Origin of the sequence: Pseudomonas sp. I8001 (genome assembly GCF_013385345.1) — a bacterium.
Taxonomy (GTDB): domain Bacteria; phylum Pseudomonadota; class Gammaproteobacteria; order Pseudomonadales; family Pseudomonadaceae; genus Aquipseudomonas.
In genome coordinates this window covers 62,259-80,767 of sequence record NZ_JACAQC010000003.1, presented here as the reverse complement: position 1 = coordinate 80,767, position 18,509 = coordinate 62,259, and the positions used below count along the sequence as shown (strand labels likewise).

Genomic DNA, 18,509 nt, shown 5'->3' with positions numbered 1-18,509 from the left:
ATCGGTGTGAGGTAAAGCTGTCGGCCATCCGTGTAGTGCTTGAAACTGCGATTAATTCGCATTAACAGCGTTTTTACACACGGGTTCTCAAGCATGAAGTCCAGGGCAACGTCGGCGGGTTCGGTTAAACATTGGCTGGGAGCCTCGGTATTGGCAGTTTCGGGGCTGGCGCTGTTGCCCCTGGGCGTGGCGCAGGCGGCCGAGGCGCAGCAGCAGAGCACGCTGTTCAACTTTGCCCTGGCCGCCAAGCCGCTGCCCCAGGCCTTGAGCGACTTCACCCGGGTGACCGGCATCAGCGTGGTCTACACCGACGAAGCGCCGTACGCCATCAAGGCCCCGGCCATCACCGGGCAGATGAGTGCGGCCCAGGCCATGCAACGCCTGCTGGGTAATTCCGGCTTCACCTTCCGCCAGATCGACGCCCGCACCCTGGCCCTGGAACCGCTGCCCACCGACGGCGCGCTGAACCTCGGCGCCACCACCATCAACGGTGCCGCCCTGGCCTCGGATACCACCAGCTATCAACCGCCGCCTACCAGTTCGGTGATGCGTTCCCACGGCCTGCTGCTGGAAACCCCACAGACTGTCAACGTTGTACCGGCCCAGGTGATGCGCGATCAACAGCCGCGCAACCTCGACGATGCCCTAACCAACATCAGTGGCATCACCCAGGCCAACACCTTGGGCAGCACCCAGGACGCGGTGATGCTGCGCGGCTTTGGTGACAACCGAAACGGTTCGATCATGCAGGACGGCATGCCGCTGGTGCAGGGCCGCGCGCTGAATTCCACCGCCGAGCGCGTCGAAGTGCTCAAGGGCCCGTCGTCGTTGCTGTATGGCATCCAGGATCCGGGCGGCGTGGTCAATATCGTCAGCAAGAAACCCGAGCTGATCCAATCCACCTCGCTGACCGTGCGCGGCTCGACCTTTGGCGACGGCAAGAACGGCAGCGGCGGCAACCTCGACACCACAGGGCCCATCGGTGACAGCGGGTTGGCGTACCGCTTGATCGTCGATCACGAAGACGAAGATTACTGGCGCAACTACGGCACCCACCGCGAGAGCCTGATCGCACCGTCGCTGGGCTGGTACGGCGACAACACCAAGCTGTTGTTTGCCTATGAGCACCGGGAGTTTCTCTCGCCGTTCGACCGGGGCACCGCCATCGACCCCAAGGCCAACCACCCGCTCAACATCCCGTCGACTCGCCGCCTGGACGAGCCCTTCAACAACATGGAAGGCCGTTCCGACCTGTACCGCTTCGAGGCCGACCACGATTTGAATGACGACTGGAAAGCCCACTTCGGCTACAGCTGGAACCGCGAGACCTACGACGCCAGCCAGGTGCGTGTGGTCAAGGTCAACGCCAATGGCACCCTGACCCGCAGCATGGACGGCACCCAGGGCGCACTGACCACCGACCGCTTCGCCACCGCCAGCCTTGAAGGCAAGGTTAACGTCGCGGGCATGCAGCACGACCTGACCTTCGGCCTGGATGACGAGTACCGCAAGATCTACCGGGCCGACCTGATCCGCCAGGCGCCCCGTGGCACGTTCAACTACAACGATCCGGTCTATGGCAATGAAGTGGCGGGCACCACCGTCAGCGCGCCGGACAGCAACCAGACGGACCTGTTGCGCAGCGACTCGCTGTTCCTGCAGGATGCGATCCACCTCACCGACCAGTGGATCCTGGTAGGCGGCGCGCGTTATCAGATGTACGACCAATACGCCGGCAAGGGTGTCCCGTTCACTGCCAACACCGACGGCAATGGCCAGAAGTGGGTGCCACGCGCGGGCCTGGTGTACCGCTACACCGACGAGCTGTCGTTCTATGGCAGCTACACAGAGTCGTTCAAGCCCAATTCCACCATCGCACCGCTGGCGAACAAAAGTGTGCTGGATGGCAGCCTTGAGCCGGAGCAGTCGAAGTCCTGGGAGTTGGGGACCAAGCTCGATATACCGGGGCGCATCACCGCCAGCGCCGCCCTGTTCAACATCGAAAAACGCAACGTGCTGGTGCAGGTCGGCGATGGCCTGACCTCGGTCTACAGCGTCGCCGGCAAAGTGCGCTCCCGAGGCCTGGAACTGGATGCCAGCGGCCAACTGACGGATAAGTGGAGCGTGATCGGCAGCTATGCCTACACCGATGCCGAAGTCACCGAAGACCCCGAATACAAAGGTAATCGCCTGCAAAACGTGGCGAAGAACACTGGCTCGCTGTCGGCGGTGTATGACTTCGGCAGCATTCTCGGTGGCGACCAACTTCGGGTCGGCGCCGGGGCACGTTATGTCGGCGAGCGAGCAGGGGACGCGGCCAACAGCTTCGACCTGCCGGGCTACACCGTGGCCGATGCGTTCGCCACCTATGACACTAAAATCGAGGGGCAGAAGGTCAAGTTCCAGCTCAACGTGAAGAACCTGTTTGACCGCACCTATTACACCTCGGCCGTGAACACCCAGTTCGTGTCCATCGGCGATGCGCGGCAGGTGTCGGTGTCCAGCACCCTGACGTTCTAAATTCGGCTACACCCTATGGCGCGGTAGCCGGCTGCCTCGCCATACGGTTGTCGAGCTGCTAGCGTGGCCGCCATTAATGACTTTGCGGGAACACGATAGCGATGCAGTTGGGACGATGGATACACACCGGCGGGCTGCTGCTGGGCTTGAGCTTGTTGCTGGGCGGTTGCGCCACGGCGCCGAAAATTTCCACCAGCGCCAGCCTCGACCAGTTGCTGGCCGACCCGGCACTGCACGGCGCCAGCGTGTCGCTGATGGTGCGCGATGCCCGCAGCGGCAACACGCTCTACCAGCACAACCCGCGTACGCGGCTGAGCCCGGCTTCGAGCCTCAAGCTGTTGACCACTGCGGCGGCGATGGATGTGCTGGGGCCGCAGTATCGGTTTTCCACGCAACTGTTGAGCGACGGCATCCGCCAGGGCGCGGTGCTTGACGGCAACCTCTACCTGCGCGGCCTGGGCGACCCGACGATCCAGTGGGCGGACTACCAGGCGCTGGCGGCCAACCTGGCGCAGCAGGGCATCCGGCAGGTGCGGGGCGACGTGGTGTTCGACGACACGTTCTTCGACGCCGAGCGCCTGGGCACCGACTGGTCCCAGGACGATGAAAGCACCTACTACGGCGCGCAGATTTCGGCGCTGACGGTGTCGCCCAATGACGACTTTGATGCGGGCTCCCTGCTGGTCACGGCCAGGGCGCCGGTCGTGGCAGGGCGCCCGGTGACGGTGGAGATCAGCCCGGCTACCGATTACGTGCAGCTCAGCAACCGTGCGGTCAGCGGCACAGGCAACAGCTATGGAATCAATCGCCAGCACGGCACCAACCTGTTGCGCCTCAGTGGCGCGCTGGCGCCGGGCAGGCAGAGCCCGCAACTGGTCAGTGTGTGGGAGCCGACGCAACTGGTGGCCAACCTGTTTGAACAGGCCTTGGCGCAGCAGGGGATTGTCGTGCAGGGGCGTCGGATGATCGGGGGTGTGACGCCGACCACGGCGACGGTGCTCGCGCTGCATGAGTCGGCGCCGTTGCAGGAACTGATCACGCCGTTGCTCAAGCTTTCCAATAACAACATGTCTGAAGCCTTGCTCAAGAGCATGGGGCGCAAGACCGTGAATGCCGGTACGGCGCCTGCCGGTGTGGCGGCGGTGGCCGGGTTCCTGAAGCGTCAGGGGATTGATACGGCGACGTTGAACCAGGTGGACGGTTCGGGGTTGTCCCGGCGTAACCTGGTGTCGTCGCAGAACCTCACGGATGTGCTGCTGGCCGCCAGCAAACAGCCCTGGTTCAGCGCCTGGTACAACGCGTTGCCGGTTGCCGGTAATCCGCAGCGCCTGGTGGGCGGCAGCCTGCGTTACCGCCTGCGGGGCAGCGCTGCGGAAAACAACCTGCACGGCAAGACCGGCTCCATGAGCGGCGTGTCGTCGTTGACCGGGTATGTCACCGATGCCAATGGGCGCAAGCTGGTGTTTTCGATGGTGACCAACAATTACGTGGTCGCAGGCGCGCGGGTCAAGGCGCTGGAAAACCGCCTGGCCACGGCACTGGCCAACAGCACGGACTATTGAGCACCGAAGATCAAAGGTGGGAGCGGGCTTGCTCGCGAATGCGCTGGTTCAGTCAGTACATGTGTTGACTGTCACACCGCTTTCGCGAGCAAGCCCGCTCCCACATTGGCCCTGTGCTGTCAGGCAGATTGCATTTCAAGGCAGGAACGCCTGCCGGTATTCACCAGGGGTGGCGCCCATCGCCTGGCGGAACCGGTTGGTAAAGTGGCTGGCACTGGAAAACCCGCACGCCAGGGCAATCTCGCCCAGCGGCAACGACCCACCCCGCAACAACCCCCGGGCGCGGGCCAGGCGCCGCGCCAGCAGATATTGATGGGGCGGCAGTCCAAAACTCTCGCGAAACATCCGCGCAAAGTGGTACTCCGACAACGCACACAAGCCTGCCAACTGCCCCAGGCTGATCGGCTCCGCCAGTTGCTGGTCGATGTGCTCCACCAGTTGCCGGCGCTGGTGGGCGGCCAGCCCGCCTTTCAAACGCAAACCCTCGCGCATCCCCACCTGGCTGAGCAAGGTATGGCTGAGCATCTCATGGGCCAGGCTGCTGGTCAGCAGGCGTTCGCCGGGCTCTTTCCAGTTCAGGCCGATCAACTGGTGAAAACGCCGGGCCTGCCGCGCATCGTCGAGGAAGGTGCTCTCGCGCAGTTGCAACTCGCGGGGTTCGCGGTCCAGCAAGGTGACGCAGCCCAGGGCGAATTGCTCGGGGCTGAAATACACGTGGGCCAGGCGGATTTCGCCGTTGATCACCCAGGCCGACTGATGCTCGGCCGGCAGGATGCACAGCTTGTCCGGGCCGCCCTTGGTGCCGGGCTGGTCGCGGCGAAAGGTGCCGGTGCCGCCGCCGATGTAGCAGGACAAGGTGTGGTGGTCGGGGGCTTCGTAATCCTGGGCGTCGTGATGGTTGCTCCACAAGGCTGCAGACAAGCCGTCACCGAGCTCGGCGCACAGCTCGAGGCGAGCGTTGGGCGAGCGGTTGAGGGATTGAAAGACTTGCAGGGTTTCCAGTGGCGGCATATTCGTACTCTCTGACGGCTTGCATCCTACTCCCAGTGGCGGCGGCTGTGATCCCGGCAGCCGACAAAAGCGCAAGAATGTGCAAGAGACCTGGTGCCGCCAGGGGCGAAACTGTGGCTCAACCCTCGGAGCCCGCCATGAACCTTTTCCTGTATTTACTCACCGTATTGATCTGGGGCACCACCTGGATTGCCCTCAAGTGGCAACTGGGCGTGGTGGCGATTCCGGTGTCCATCGTCTATCGCTTTGGCCTCGCGGCGCTGGTGCTGTTCGTGATGCTGCTGCTCAGCCGCAAGCTGCAGGTGATGAACCGGCGCGGGCATCTGATCTGCCTGGCCCAGGGCCTGTGCCTGTTTTGCGTCAACTTCATGTGCTTCCTGACCGCCAGCCAGTGGATTCCCAGCGGCCTGGTGGCGGTGGTGTTCTCGACGGCCACCTTGTGGAACGCGCTGAACGCCCGGGTGTTCTTCGGGCAGAAGGTCGCACGCAATGTGTTGATGGGCGGCGGCCTTGGCTTGCTGGGCCTGGGGCTGTTGTTCTGGCCGGAACTGGTGGGGCACACCGCCAGCCCGCAAACCTTGCTCGGCCTGGGTTTGGCATTGCTCGGCACCATGTGTTTCTCGGCGGGCAATATGCTGTCGAGCCTGCAGCAGAAGGCCGGCCTCAAGCCACTGACCACCAATGCCTGGGGCATGGCCTATGGTGCGTCGATGCTGGCGATGTACTGCGCGGTGCAGGGCATTCCGTTCGACATGGAATGGAACAGCCGCTACATCGGTTCGCTGCTGTACCTGGTGATCCCGGGTTCGGTGATTGGCTTTACCGCCTACCTGACCCTGGTCGGGCGCATGGGGCCGGAGCGGGCGGCGTATTGCACCGTGCTGTTCCCGGTGGTGGCGTTGAACGTCTCGGCGTTTGCCGAGGGCTATCAGTGGACGGCGCCGGCGTTGGCGGGGTTGGTGCTGGTGATGCTGGGGAATGTGTTGGTGTTTCGCAAGCCCAAGGCTGGCGCGCCGATCAATCCAATCTACAAGGCGAAGCAGGTTTAGTGTGGGGGGCTCGACAGCTCCCACATTTGATCTCCTTTACCTGAGAATCACCGTTCATTACTTCAGGCCCAGGCGCTTGGCCATTCGTCCCAGGTTGGCCCGGTCCAGGCCCAGCTCGCGGGCGGCACTGGCCCAGTTGTGCTGGTGGCGTTCCAGGCAGGCGCTGATGACCTGGCGCTGGTAGTTCTCGGTGGCCAGGCGCAGGTCGCCGGTGACGTCCGGCACGGGGTCGGGCTGCGCTTCGAGCGGTGGCGCGGTGGCGTTCGGCAAGTCCAGATCCGCCGCGCTGAGGCTGAGAATCTTCGGGCGCTCCCGGCAGTTACCCAGGGCTTTCAAGGCGCTGCGGCCGATCAAGTGTTCCAGTTCGCGCACATTCCCAGGCCAGGTATAAGCCAGCAGTGCCGCCTGGGCATCGCTGGTCAGGCGCAGGCTGCCCAGGCCCATGCGTGAGCGGTTTTGTTCAAGGAAAAAGCCCGCCAGCAACAGCACATCGCGACCGCGCTCACGCAGGGCTGGCACTTGCAGGGGATACACGCTTAAACGGTGATAGAAGTCGGCACGATAGCGGCCGCTGCGTACTTCTTCGGCCAGGTCCCGGTTGGTAGCGGCGATCAGGCGCACATCCACCTGGTGCTCCTTGTCAGACCCCAGGCGCTGCAACTGGCCACTTTGCAGCACCCGCAGCAGCTTGGCCTGCACGGTGAGGGACAACTCGCCCACTTCATCAAGAAACAGCGTGCCGCCATTCGCCAGCTCGAACTTGCCCCGGCGTTCGTTGAGCGCGCCGGTAAACGCCCCGCGCACGTGGCCGAACAGTTCGCTTTCCACCAGGGTTTCCGGCAGGGCGGCGCAGTTGAGGCTGATCAGCGGTTTCTCGGCGCGGTTTGATGCAGCATGGATCGCCTGGGCCACCAGCTCCTTGCCCACGCCGGTCTCGCCGGTGATCAATACCGTCAGGTCACTGCCACCCACCAGGTTGATTTCTTCCACCAGGCGTTTGTGGCTCTTGCTCTGGCCGATCATTTCCTTGTGCTGCTGGCCGCTGGCCTGGCGGTAGATTTCGGCACGCTGGTGTTCGTCTTCGGCCCGCAGGGCCAGGCGTTCGATGCGTTCAGCCACATTGACGGTGGCGGCGGCGAGGCTGGCAAAGGCTTGCAGGGCGTCCAGTTCCACTCGTTCGAAACGCTCGGTGTCGAGGGCGTCGAGGGTCAGCAGGCCCCAGGGCTGGTCGTCGACAAACAGCGGGCAGCCCATGCAGTCGTGGACTTCCAGGTGCCCGTGCAGGCCATCCACCAAGCCGTCATAGGGGTCGGGCAGTTCGCTGTCGCTGTCAAAGCGGGTAGGGCCGGGGCTGCTGAGCAGCACGGCGAAACGCGGATGTTCGCTGACCTTGAAGCGCCGGCCGAGGGTGTCGGTACTCAAGCCATCCACCGCCAGCGGCACCAGCCATTCGCCGTCGAGGCGCAGCAGGGCGGCCGCGTCGCAGGGTAGCAGGGCGCGCATGGCCTGGAGCAGGCGCCGGTAACGCTCGCCTTCGGGCAACTCGCGGGACAGGTCGGCGACCAGGGGCAGCAGGGTGGTGAGCAGCGGCTTCGCAGTCATAATGACTCCTTGTAGTCATAGTGACTATATAACGTAGGAAGTCATACTGACTACATTAATATTAAGCATTTGATTTATAAGGATTTATTAGTTGGCATGAATACTGAGTAGTAAAGGGTATTCAGTAAGAAGACTCAGGAGTCTGCCATGCTTAGTGCCCAAGACCGTGCCATCGTCAAATCCACCGTGCCCCTGCTGGAAAGTGGCGGCGAAGCCCTGATCACCCATTTCTACCGGATGATGCTGTCCGAATACCCAGAAGTACGTCCGCTGTTCAACCAGGCCCACCAGGCCAGCGGCGACCAGCCCCGGGCCTTGGCCAACGGCGTGCTGATGTACGCCCGGCATATCGACCAACTCGACCAGTTGGGCGATCTGGTGGCAAAGATCATCAACAAGCACGTGGCCCTGCAGATCCTGCCGGAGCATTACCCGATTGTCGGTACCTGCCTGCTGCGGGCAATTTCCGAAGTGCTGGGCAGCGAAATCGCCACCCCTGAAGTGATGAGTGCCTGGGGCGCCGCCTATGGCCAATTGGCCGACATCCTGATCGGTGCCGAGGCGGCTATCTATAAAGAGAAGGAACAAGCACCGGGCGGCTGGCGTGGCGCGCGGCCGTTCACCTTGGTCAAGCGTGTGGAGGAGAGCGCGGAAATTATCTCGTTTTACTTCGCGCCTGTGGATAACGGCCCGATCCTGGCCGCCGAGCCTGGGCAGTACATCGGCATGAAGCTGGTGCTGGAGGGCGAGGAGGTGCGCCGCAACTATTCCCTGTCGGCGCGTGGCGATTCGGGCCAGTACCGCATCAGCGTCAAGCGCGAAGCCGGTGGGCGGGTGTCGAACTACCTGCATGACCAGTTCCAGGTGGGTGCGACCATCGATCTGTTCCCGCCTTCGGGGGAGTTCACCCTGGCGGCCAGCGACAAGCCATTGGTGCTGATCAGCGGCGGCGTGGGCATCACGCCAACATTGCCGATGCTCGAAGCGGCGCTGGCCACCGAGCGTCCGATTCACTTTATCCACTGCGCGCGTAATGGCGGCGTGCATGCGTTCCGCGAATGGGTGGATGGCCTGGCCGCGCAGCATCCGCAACTCAAGCGCTTCTATTGCTACGCCGAGGATGATGGCGTGAGCCCGGCGGCGGACAAGGTCGGGATGCTGAGCCAGGAGCAACTGGCGGCGTGGTTGCCCCAGGAGCGCGATGTGGATGCGTACTTCCTGGGGCCTAAAGGCTTCATGGCGGCGATCAAGCGTCACTTGAAGGCCCTGGGTGTGCCGGAAGCGCAGAGCCGGTATGAGTTCTTTGGGCCGGCGTCGGCCCTGGAATAACTTACTCGGTCAAAAATGTGGGAGCGGCGGTGCGACGATTCGACTTGCTCGCGAAGGCGGTGTATCAGACACACATTCAGTGACTGACACTCCGCCTTCGCGAGCAAGCCCGCTCCCACATTTTGATCTCCATTTTCCCTGATTAATCTCCTGTTAATGCCTCCTGTTTAAACCTCCACACGCCAACTGCTCAACTTTCACCGTCCGCGTGTAAACTTGCGGCCATTGGCACAACCATCATTGGCTAAAGGGAAACGGGGATGATCGACGAATTGCGTTTGGGCAGGGAGCGACGCTTTCTGGTACTGCTGGGCATCATCTGCCTGGCGCTGATCGGCGGGGCGCTGTACATGCAGGTGGTGCTGGGCGAGGCCCCTTGCCCGCTGTGCATCCTGCAACGTTATGCCTTGCTGCTGATCGCGATCTTCGCCTTCATCGGTGCCGCCATGCGCACCACCCGCAGTGTCACGGTGTTTGAAGCACTGGTGACCCTCAGCGCCCTGGGGGGCGTCGCCGCTGCCGGCTATCACGTGTACATCCAGTACTTTCCGAAGGTCAGCTGCGGCATCGACGTGCTGCAACCGATTGTCGATGGCTTGCCGCTGGCCTCGGTGTTTCCCCTGGGGTTCCAGGTCGACGGCTTCTGTGAGACGCCGTACCCGCCCGTGCTCGGCCTGTCCCTGGCCCAGTGGGCGCTGGTGGCCTTTGTGCTGACGGTGATCCTGGTGCCACTGGGCATTTACCGTAATCGCCAGGGCAAAGCCTAAGCCGTTACAACTCAACGCCCCGGCCTTCCTCTAAAGAAGGCTGGGGCGTTTTTGTTTGTAGGCATTTGTGAAGAGGCCGTGACGCGGGGCAAGTTTGGGTGTGCGCAGCGTGCGACATGTTGTCACACGGAAGCTGTCGCAGGACGTTTCTGACGCTCGTAAACGCGCCATAAATTTGCATGAAGCGGCGTTTTATGGCTGTCAGTTCGTCGTCTGGCCGACGCCGCGAGTGGCGTGCGGTCGGCGACATTGCCCGATGTCCGAATGCCTTGTTTTTAGGGGACTTGGATCCGTTTTCGATGCCCTTACAGGCTGTAAGGGATGTGGCAGATTGCCCAATAACACGGCAATTTTTGTGGTTTTTGTCGAGAATCAAACGCGATACGATCGCGGACCTTTGCAATAATGGTGAAGGATTATTGCTGGAAACGATAAAAATTATTTCTGGATAAGACATGGTTTATACATCGCTAGCTAACTACAATCGCCCGCACTGAATGTCCGGTGCTGCTCACCCCTGAGCAAACTAGGGCGGTCGAGAAGCGGATGTAACGTTTCATGCGACCCCAGGTGCCGGCAGCCTTTCAACTATCCGCACCAAATGGAATTGGTCTGTAACAAGGCCTTTGACCAACGAATTCGAATAAGAACTCACCGCTAGCCCGGGACGTGTCGATTCGCGCAAGGTGCGACGGGCAGGCCCTTATTCAATCGAAGAGAAATGCCAACCCTTGGCAGGGTGAAGTGTTGGCGATCAAAACCCAACTGCATTGCGCAAGCTGCTTTAGAGGTCGTGAGATGAGTAAAAACAGGTACCCCCGATTACTAGGCTTTTTGCCGCTGCTCGGCATGATGTTAATGCTGGGAGGCTGCAAGTGGACCTTGCTCGACCCTAAAGGTCAGGTCGGTCTGGATCAACGCAACCTGATCATCACCGCCACCCTGCTGATGCTGTTGGTCGTGGTGCCCGTGATCATCATGACGTTCGCGTTCGCCTGGAAATACCGCGCGTCGAACACCAGCGCCACCTACGCGCCGAAGTGGTCGCACTCCACCAAGATTGAAATCGCGGTGTGGCTGGTGCCGATCCTCATCATCATCGCCCTGGGTTACATCACCTATAAGTCGACCCATGAGCTGGACCCGTACCGTCCGCTGGACTCCGACGTCAAGCCGATCAACATCGAAGTGGTCGCGCTGGACTGGAAGTGGCTGTTCATCTACCCGGACCTGGGTATCGCCACTGTGAACCAGATCCGGTTCCCGGAGAACACCCCGCTTAATTTCCGGATCACCTCCGACGCCGTGATGAACTCGTTCTTCATCCCTGCACTGGGTGGCCAGATCTACGCGATGGCAGGCATGCAGACCCGTCTGCACCTGATCGCGAACGAGAAAGCTGAAATGGAAGGCATCTCCGCCAACTACAGCGGTGCTGGCTTCACCGGCATGAAATTCAAAGCGATCTCGACGAGCCAGGAAGATTTCAACGCCTGGGTAGCCGAAGTCAAGGCCGCACCTAAACAGCTTGATCAAGCTGAATACGACGCCCTTGCCAAACCAAGCCAGAACAACCCAGTCGCCCTGTACTCCACGTACGAGCCGGACCTGTTTCAGAAAATCGTCGACAAGTACGAAGGTATGAAGCCAGGCAAGCCGATCGAGCACGAGAAGAAAGAAGTGGCCGCGGTTGAAGGTTCTGACACGGGCTCGCATTCAACTGCTGGGGCAGAGGAGTAAACGATGTTTGGTAAATTAAGTTGGGATGCGGTCCCGTTCCACGAGCCGATCGTGATGGTGACCATCGCCATGATCGCGCTGGGTGGTCTGGCACTGTTTGCAGGTATCACTTACTTCAAGAAGTGGACCTACCTGTGGACCGAGTGGCTGACTTCGGTCGACCACAAGAAAATCGGCGTCATGTACGTCATCGTTGCCATGGTCATGCTGCTGCGTGGTTTTGCCGACGCCATCATGATGCGTACCCAGTTGGCCATGGCCACCGAGGGTTCGCCTGGCTACCTGCCTCCTGAACACTATGACCAGATCTTCACCGCCCACGGTGTGATCATGATCATCTTCATGGCGATGCCTTTCTTCACCGGCCTGATGAACCTTGCCTTGCCGCTGCAGATCGGTGCGCGTGACGTTGCGTTCCCGTTCCTGAACTCCCTGAGCTTCTGGCTGCTGGTATCCGGCGTAGTGCTGATCAACCTGTCCCTGGGCGTCGGCGAATTCGCCAAGACCGGTTGGGTTGCGTATCCGCCATTGTCGGGCCTGGCCTACAGTCCGGGCGTGGGTGTGGATTACTACATCTGGGCGCTACAGTTATCAGGACTCGGGACGACACTGACGGGGGTCAACTTCCTGGCCACCGTCTTGAAAATGCGCGCCCCTGGCATGAAGCTGATGGACATGCCGATCTTCACCTGGACCTGCACCTGGGCCAACGTACTGATCGTTGCATCGTTCCCGATCCTGGCTGCAACCATGGCGTTGCTGTCGCTTGACCGTTACCTGGATTTCCACATTTTCACCAATGAACTTGGTGGCAATCCAATGATGTACGTGAACCTGTTCTGGGCATGGGGTCACCCTGAGGTGTACATCCTGATCCTGCCAGCGTTCGGTATCTTCTCTGAAGTGATCTCGACCTTCTCGGGCAAGCGCCTGTTCGGTCACCACTCGATGATCTACGCCTCGGGCGCGATCTCGGTACTGGGCTTCATGGTTTGGCTGCACCACTTCTTCACCATGGGTTCGGGGGCCAGCGTCAACGCGTTCTTCGGACTGGCGACGATGCTGATTTCCATCCCGACGGGGGTGAAGCTATTTAACTGGCTATTCACCATCTATCACGGTCGTCTGCGTATCACCAGCCAGGTCCTGTGGACCCTGGGCTTCATGGTGACCTTCGCGATCGGCGGCATGACCGGCGTACTGCTGGCTATCCCGGGTGCTGACTTCGTACTGCACAACAGCCTGTTCGTAATTGCTCACTTCCATAACGTGATCATCGGCGGCGCAGTATTCGGCTACATCGCAGGTTTCAGCTTCTACTTCCCGAAAGCGTTCGGCTTCAAGCTGCACGAAGGCTGGGGCAAGGCTGCATTCTGGTTCTGGATCTCGGGCTTCTTCGTCGCGTTCATGCCGCTCTACGCTCTGGGCTTCATGGGCATGACCCGTCGTCTGAACGCCACGACCAACCCTGAGTGGGTACCGTACCTGTACGTTGCCATGGTGGGTGCACTGATGATCGCTGTGGGTATCGCCTGCCAGCTGATCCAGCTGTATGTCAGCGTGCGTGATCGCAAGCAGAACATGTGCGAATCCGGCGACCCATGGAATGCACACACCCTGGAATGGTCGACTTCGTCGCCACCGCCGTTCTACAACTTTGCCGTACTGCCGAAGGCTGACAGCATCGATCCGTTCACCGAAGCCAAGGAAGACGGTACTGCGTACCAGAAGCCTGCGCGTTACGAACCGATCCACATGCCTAACAACACCGCTACCGGCGTTGTGATGGGCGCGCTGTTGACCGTGTTCGGTTTCGCGATGATCTGGCACATCTGGTGGCTGGCCATCGTGAGCCTGGTGGGCACCATCGGCTACTTCATCGTTCACGCTGCCCGTGATGACCAAGGCTACATGGTGCCGGTCGACGTGATCGAACGCATCGAAGCCGAGCAACACGCTCGCCTGGTTGCCGAGAAGAAGATCCCGGCCAACCGTGTTGAAACCTCGTTGGAACAGGCTTAAACCATGTCGAACTTAGTGACCAATGCTGGACACGCCCATGTCGATGACCATGGGCACGATGACCATCACCACGACTCGGGGCCAATGACCGTATTCGGTTTCTGGCTCTACCTGATGACCGACTGCATCTTGTTTGCGTCGATCTTCGCGGTGTACGCGGTACTGGTAAACAACGTAGCGGGTGGCCCGTCGGGCCACGACATCTTCGAACTGCCTTACGTGCTCGGCGAAACCGCCTTGCTGTTGTTCAGCTCGATCACCTACGGCTTCGCCATGCTGGCCTTCTACAAGGGCAGCAAGAAAGGCGTCCTGAGCTGGTTGGCACTGACCTTCCTGTTCGGCCTGGGCTTCATCGGCATGGAGGTCAACGAGTTCCACCTGCTGATCTCCGAAGGTTACGGCCCGCACCGTAGCGGCTTCCTGTCGGCGTTCTTCACGCTGGTAGGCACCCACGGTCTGCACGTGACTGCCGGTCTGATCTGGATGGCGACCATGATGTATCAGGTCAACAAACATGGCCTGACCAACACCAACAAGACTCGCCTGAGCTGCCTGAGCCTGTTCTGGCACTTCCTGGACGTGGTCTGGATCTGCGTCTTCACCGTTGTCTACCTGATGGGGACTCTGTAATGGCTAATGCACATTCCCATGACAGCCATGATGACAGCCACGGCAGCGTCAAGTCGTACGCCATTGGCTTCATCCTGTCGGTCATCCTGACGCTGATCCCGTTTGGCCTGGTGATGTACCCAACCTTGCCGAAGTCGATCACCTTGATGATCGTCCTGGCGTTCGCGGTGATCCAGGTCCTGGTTCACCTGGTGTACTTCCTGCACCTGGACCGCTCGAAGGCTCAGCGCGATAACGTGATTGCGTTCGTGTTCGCAGGTTTGGTGATCCTCCTGCTGGTTGGCCTGTCGGTATGGATCATGTTCAGCATCCATACGTTCATGATGGCGAAGTGAGGTAAGACCCGATGTCGCTTAAGCACTTTATCCAAATCACCAAACCGGGGATCATTTTCGGTAACGTGCTTTCTGTGGCAGGCGGTTTCTTCCTGGCCTCCAAGGGGCATGTCGATCTGGCCATTTTCCTGGCTGCGATGATCGGCACGTCCCTGGTGGTAGCTTCCGGTTGTGTATTCAACAACTGCATCGACCGCGATATCGACATCAAGATGGAACGCACCAAGAATCGTGTGCTGGTCCAGGGCCTTATCTCCCTGAAACTGGCACTGATCTTCGCGACCATCCTGGGTATCGCCGGCGTGGTGTTGCTGTACAAGGTGGCCAACCCGCTGGCGGCGCTGTTTGCCGTGATCGGCTTTGTCATCTACGTCGGCTTCTACAGCCTGTACCTCAAGCGCAAGTCGGTTCACGGCACGCTGGTGGGCAGTCTGTCGGGGGCGATGCCGCCGGTGATTGGTTATGTGGCTGTGACCAATAGCTTCGACATGGCCGCGTTGGTGCTACTGGTGATGTTCAGCCTGTGGCAGATGCCGCACTCCTATGCCATCGCGATCTTCCGCTTCAACGACTACCTGGCTGCCTCGATTCCGGTTCTTCCGGTCAAGCGTGGCATCAAGGTCGCCAAGAAACACATCCTGCTCTACATCCTGGCCTTCCTCGTGGCGACCTTGATGTTGACCTTCAGTGGCTACGCCGGCATGAGCTACCTCGCCGTTGCCGCCGCCATGGGCATGTACTGGTTGTACATGGCCTGGACCGGCTACAAGGCGGTGGATGACACCGTCTGGGCACGCAAGCTGTTCGTCTTCTCGATCTTCACCATCACCGCCTTGAGCGTGATGATGTCCCTGGATTTCCAGGTGCCGAAAGAGTTGCTGCTGACGTACGCTCACTGAGTGATCGAGCAGTAAAAAACCCCGCCTTCGAAAGAAGCGCGGGGTTTTTTATTGAGGGGCCTTTAAACTATGCCAAATCTTACAAATGCAGGAAGCAGCGTGATGAGTAAAAAAGCCGTTATCGTATTCAGTGGTGGGCAGGATTCGACCACCTGCCTGATCCAGGCACTGGCGCTGTATGACGAGGTGCACTGCATTACCTTCGATTATGGCCAGCGCCATGTGGCGGAAATCGAAGTCGCACAGAAACTCGCCAAACAGCTGGGCGCCACCGTTCACAAAGTGATGGACGTGTCGCTGTTGAACGAGCTGGCCATCAGCAGCCTGACCCGCGACAACATTCCGGTACCTACGGTGAACAGCTCAGGCGAGAGTTTGCCGAGTACCTTCGTGCCGGGGCGGAACATTCTGTTCTTAACCTTGGCGGCGATCTACGCCTATCAGGTCAAGGCGGAAACGGTGATCACCGGGGTGTGTGAAACCGACTTCTCCGGCTATCCCGATTGCCGGGACGAGTTCGTCAAGGCGCTGAACAAAGCGCTGCAACTGGGCATGGAATACGACGTGCGCCTGGAAACGCCGTTGATGTGGCTGAACAAGGCCGAGACCTGGGCCCTGGCGGACGATCACCAGCAGCTGGACCTGATCCGCAACCAGACCCTGACCTGCTACAACGGCATTATCGGTACGGGTTGTGGCAACTGCGACGCGTGCAACCTGCGCGCACGTGGCCTGAACGACTACCTCGAAAACAAGGCAGCCGTCATGCAGAGCCTGAAAAGCAAACTGGCGTGATGTCGATCGTTCCCACGCTCCGCGTGGGCACGCATCCCGTGACGCTCCGCGTCACAAAGGCGGACGCGGAGCGTCCAAGGCGGCATTCCCACGCAGAGCGTGGGAACGATCATCAGCTGACGTGCGGTTGGGCCTGGGTATCGCCCGTGATGTAGCGCTTGAACAGCGAGCGGGCGCCATAGGCCGGCAGGATGTTGAAGAAGGCAAAGCAGACCTGTTAATCGTTCCCACGCTCCGCGTGGGAATGCATCCCGTGACGCTCCGCGTCACAAAGGCGGACGCGGAGCGTCCAAGGCGGCATTCCCACGCAGAGCGTGGGAACGATCATCAGCTGGCGTGCGGTTGGGTCTGGGTATCGCCCGTGATGTAGCTTGAACAGCGAACGGGCACCGTAGGCCGGCAGGATGTTGATGAAGGCAAAGCAGACCTGTCGATCGTTCCCACGCTCCGCGTGGGAACGCATCCCGTGACGCTCCGCGTCACAAAGGCGGACGCGGAACGTCCAACGCGGCATTCCCACGCAGAGCGTGGGAACGATCATCAGCTGGCGTGCGGTTGGGCCTGGGTATCGCCCTTGATGTAGCGCTTGAACAGCGAGCGGGCGCCGTAGGCCGGCAGGATGTTGATGAAGGCAAAGCAGACCTTGATCGCGATCTGCACGTAGATCATGTTCAGGATGTCGCTGGTCTGCATGGCGCCGTAGAACGCGATGAAGCAGAACAGGAAACTGTCGATAATCACCGCGAAGAACGTACTCAGGAAAATCCGCAGGAACAGATACCTGGAATTGGTCAGCTCCTTGATCTTGCACAGCAGGTACGAGTTGATGTTCTCCGACACCAGGAACGAAACCGAAGAGGCGATGAGCACCGACGACACCTGGATGATCACGTCGTTGTAAGGCCCGTCGAGCTTCCAGCCTGGCAAGCCGGGGAGGAAGGTCGAGCCGTAGAGCAGGATGATGATCATCGCGTTACTGGCAAACGCAAACAGGATGGCCCGTCTCGCCAGCCGCAGGCCGAACTGTTCGTTGAGCAAGTCCACGATCAGAAACGTCAGCGGGTAAAGGAACGTGCCGGGCGTGACGATAATGCCCAGCGACTCCAGGTAAATAGGTTTGGTCGCGGCGATGCTGGTGAAGATATAGAACGTAAAGAGCAGCAGGTTCAGGATGATGTAAATCATCCATGAGTTCTCGTTGCGGTCGTTGAGGTCGTACGCGGTCAGCGCTCCGCCCTGTGAGTAGAACTTCTTGTACATGTTCTTGACTTCCATTTTATTTAAATTGTCCATGATTTCGCTGTTCAGCACTTCGCTCAGCTTTATCCGAATGATCTTGCCCGTGGCGATCACCATGATCACCGCCAGGCTCTTGTCATTCTCGAACCCCAGCAACTTGTATTTGCTGTTTTCGACTTCGTGCTCATACGTTGTCATTGAAGCGCTCCTCAATGATATCTCCCACCACACAGATACGATCCGAGCTGACACACGCTTGATCCGTGATAAATAGTTTTTTGCTGAGCCTGTCGTACACCAACTTTTCCTTGTCGTCGCTCGACGTCCCTTTCTGCACGATCAACAAATCGCCCGGCTCGTTGACGCCGGCAATCGCATGTTCCAGCAGCACGGCTATCAAGTTGTAGGAAGTGCCGAAGTAGTAGGTCAGCGGGTACAGCGTGGCGAGTTCGCCAATGCGCTTGTCCATGCTCGTCATGACCTGGCTTTGCTTGATGATCGGCACGGCAGCAGGGTTCATGTTGCCCTGGGGGGAAATACTGCTGTCGATGATCTCTTTTTCTTCGAAGTCGAGGGTCTCGATTTCTTCATAGGAAACGCCGAAGAAATCCGAGATCTTGCGGATGGTGGACTGCTGTACGTTAACGACCTTGCCTTCCAGAATGTTGTAGATCGTGGTTCTGGTCAGGCCGGCCGCATTGCACAACGACAGCTGCGTCTCTCCGCGGCTCTTGATCAGGTATTTGATATTGCTCTTCAAATACTCGGTGCGTTCTTTTCTGTGAATCAAATGCCCACCACTTCCTTATGTTCTACACAGAGCGTCCATGTTGCGCTGGGGGTGCGTGCTTCGCCGCGGCGCGAAGTGTTGCATGCGCCTGCCACAAGAATAAAGACCGTGATCAGTTTTTTGGCGATTGGCCATCATCCAGCCAGGAAAAACCGCGTCTTGTCCCCCTGTGTGCGGCCAAAAAGAATCATTTAATTTGGAAAATGTTCATTTTTCTGC

Annotated in this window: 15 protein-coding genes and 1 pseudogene; 11 read left to right on the top strand and 5 right to left on the bottom strand. The window is 59.8% G+C overall.

What is annotated here, in order from left to right; genetic code table 11:
- Nucleotides 1–93: 93 nt before the first annotated feature.
- Entirely contained in the window at nt 94–2,520 is a 2,427-nt protein-coding gene (locus tag HX839_RS01525; RefSeq protein ID WP_177066646.1) for a TonB-dependent receptor, read from the top strand.
- Nucleotides 2,521–2,621: 101 nt separating this feature from the next.
- A complete protein-coding gene (gene dacB / locus HX839_RS01520) occupies nt 2,622–4,082 on the top strand; it encodes a D-alanyl-D-alanine carboxypeptidase/D-alanyl-D-alanine-endopeptidase (RefSeq protein ID WP_177066645.1) in 1,461 nt (486 codons plus the stop codon).
- Nucleotides 4,083–4,217: 135 nt separating this feature from the next.
- On the opposite strand, the gene HX839_RS01515 is transcribed toward dacB, so the two are convergent.
- On the bottom strand, nt 4,218–5,093 hold the full coding sequence (locus HX839_RS01515; protein ID WP_177066644.1) for a helix-turn-helix domain-containing protein: 876 nt from the start codon (nt 5,091–5,093) through the stop codon (nt 4,218–4,220).
- Between the two features lie 137 nt (nt 5,094–5,230).
- Between HX839_RS01515 and HX839_RS01510 the strand changes: the two genes are divergently transcribed.
- A complete protein-coding gene (locus HX839_RS01510; protein ID WP_008435625.1) occupies nt 5,231–6,142 on the top strand; it encodes a DMT family transporter in 912 nt (303 codons plus the stop codon).
- Between the two features lie 57 nt (nt 6,143–6,199).
- Here HX839_RS01510 and norR read toward each other — a convergent pair whose 3' ends face one another.
- Nucleotides 6,200–7,744, bottom strand: a complete 1,545-nt coding sequence (gene norR, locus HX839_RS01505) for a nitric oxide reductase transcriptional regulator NorR (protein WP_008435623.1) — start codon at nt 7,742–7,744, stop codon at nt 6,200–6,202.
- Nucleotides 7,745–7,891: 147 nt separating this feature from the next.
- Between norR and hmpA the strand changes: the two genes are divergently transcribed.
- The 8 genes from hmpA (at nt 7,892) to queC (ending at nt 16,261) form a co-directional block, all read left to right on the top strand.
- Complete coding sequence (gene hmpA, locus HX839_RS01500; protein WP_177021811.1) at nt 7,892–9,073, top strand: NO-inducible flavohemoprotein; 1,182 nt, start codon at nt 7,892–7,894, stop codon at nt 9,071–9,073.
- 260 nt (nt 9,074–9,333) lie between these two features.
- Nucleotides 9,334–9,840, top strand: coding sequence for a disulfide bond formation protein B (locus HX839_RS01495; RefSeq protein WP_177044448.1), 507 nt, complete (start codon nt 9,334–9,336; stop codon nt 9,838–9,840).
- Between the two features lie 798 nt (nt 9,841–10,638).
- Nucleotides 10,639–11,580 carry a ubiquinol oxidase subunit II gene (cyoA, locus tag HX839_RS01490; RefSeq protein ID WP_008435619.1) on the top strand — a complete coding sequence of 314 codons (942 nt, stop codon included), beginning with the start codon at nt 10,639–10,641 and terminating at the stop codon, nt 11,578–11,580.
- A 3-nt stretch (nt 11,581–11,583) separates the two neighbouring features.
- Nucleotides 11,584–13,602, top strand: a complete 2,019-nt coding sequence (gene cyoB, locus HX839_RS01485; protein ID WP_003216371.1) for a cytochrome o ubiquinol oxidase subunit I — start codon at nt 11,584–11,586, stop codon at nt 13,600–13,602.
- A gap of 3 nt (nt 13,603–13,605) precedes the next feature.
- The gene (locus HX839_RS01480) at nt 13,606–14,232 is read left to right on the top strand and encodes a cytochrome o ubiquinol oxidase subunit III (RefSeq protein WP_008435616.1); all 627 of its coding nucleotides are present in this window, start codon (nt 13,606–13,608) and stop codon (nt 14,230–14,232) included.
- A complete protein-coding gene (cyoD, locus tag HX839_RS01475; protein ID WP_003216374.1) occupies nt 14,232–14,567 on the top strand; it encodes a cytochrome o ubiquinol oxidase subunit IV in 336 nt (111 codons plus the stop codon). The genes HX839_RS01480 and cyoD overlap by 1 nt, the downstream gene beginning before the upstream one ends.
- An 11-nt stretch (nt 14,568–14,578) precedes the next feature.
- The gene (cyoE, locus tag HX839_RS01470) at nt 14,579–15,466 is read left to right on the top strand and encodes a heme o synthase (RefSeq protein ID WP_003216376.1); all 888 of its coding nucleotides are present in this window, start codon (nt 14,579–14,581) and stop codon (nt 15,464–15,466) included.
- A 102-nt stretch (nt 15,467–15,568) separates the two neighbouring features.
- Nucleotides 15,569–16,261, top strand: a complete 693-nt coding sequence (gene queC / locus HX839_RS01465) for a 7-cyano-7-deazaguanine synthase QueC (RefSeq protein ID WP_003216378.1) — start codon at nt 15,569–15,571, stop codon at nt 16,259–16,261.
- A 112-nt stretch (nt 16,262–16,373) separates the two neighbouring features.
- Here queC and HX839_RS31780 read toward each other — a convergent pair.
- The 3 genes and pseudogenes from HX839_RS31780 to HX839_RS01455 form a co-directional block, all read right to left on the bottom strand.
- Nucleotides 16,374–16,478: pseudogene (locus HX839_RS31780) on the bottom strand (VUT family protein); the annotation flags it as partial.
- A 323-nt stretch (nt 16,479–16,801) separates the two neighbouring features.
- Complete coding sequence (locus HX839_RS01460; protein WP_177020491.1) at nt 16,802–17,698, bottom strand: queuosine precursor transporter; 897 nt, start codon at nt 17,696–17,698, stop codon at nt 16,802–16,804.
- A complete protein-coding gene (locus HX839_RS01455; RefSeq protein ID WP_177020492.1) occupies nt 17,685–18,290 on the bottom strand; it encodes a helix-turn-helix transcriptional regulator in 606 nt (201 codons plus the stop codon). The genes HX839_RS01460 and HX839_RS01455 overlap by 14 nt, the downstream gene beginning before the upstream one ends.
- Nucleotides 18,291–18,509: the final 219 nt, after the last annotated feature.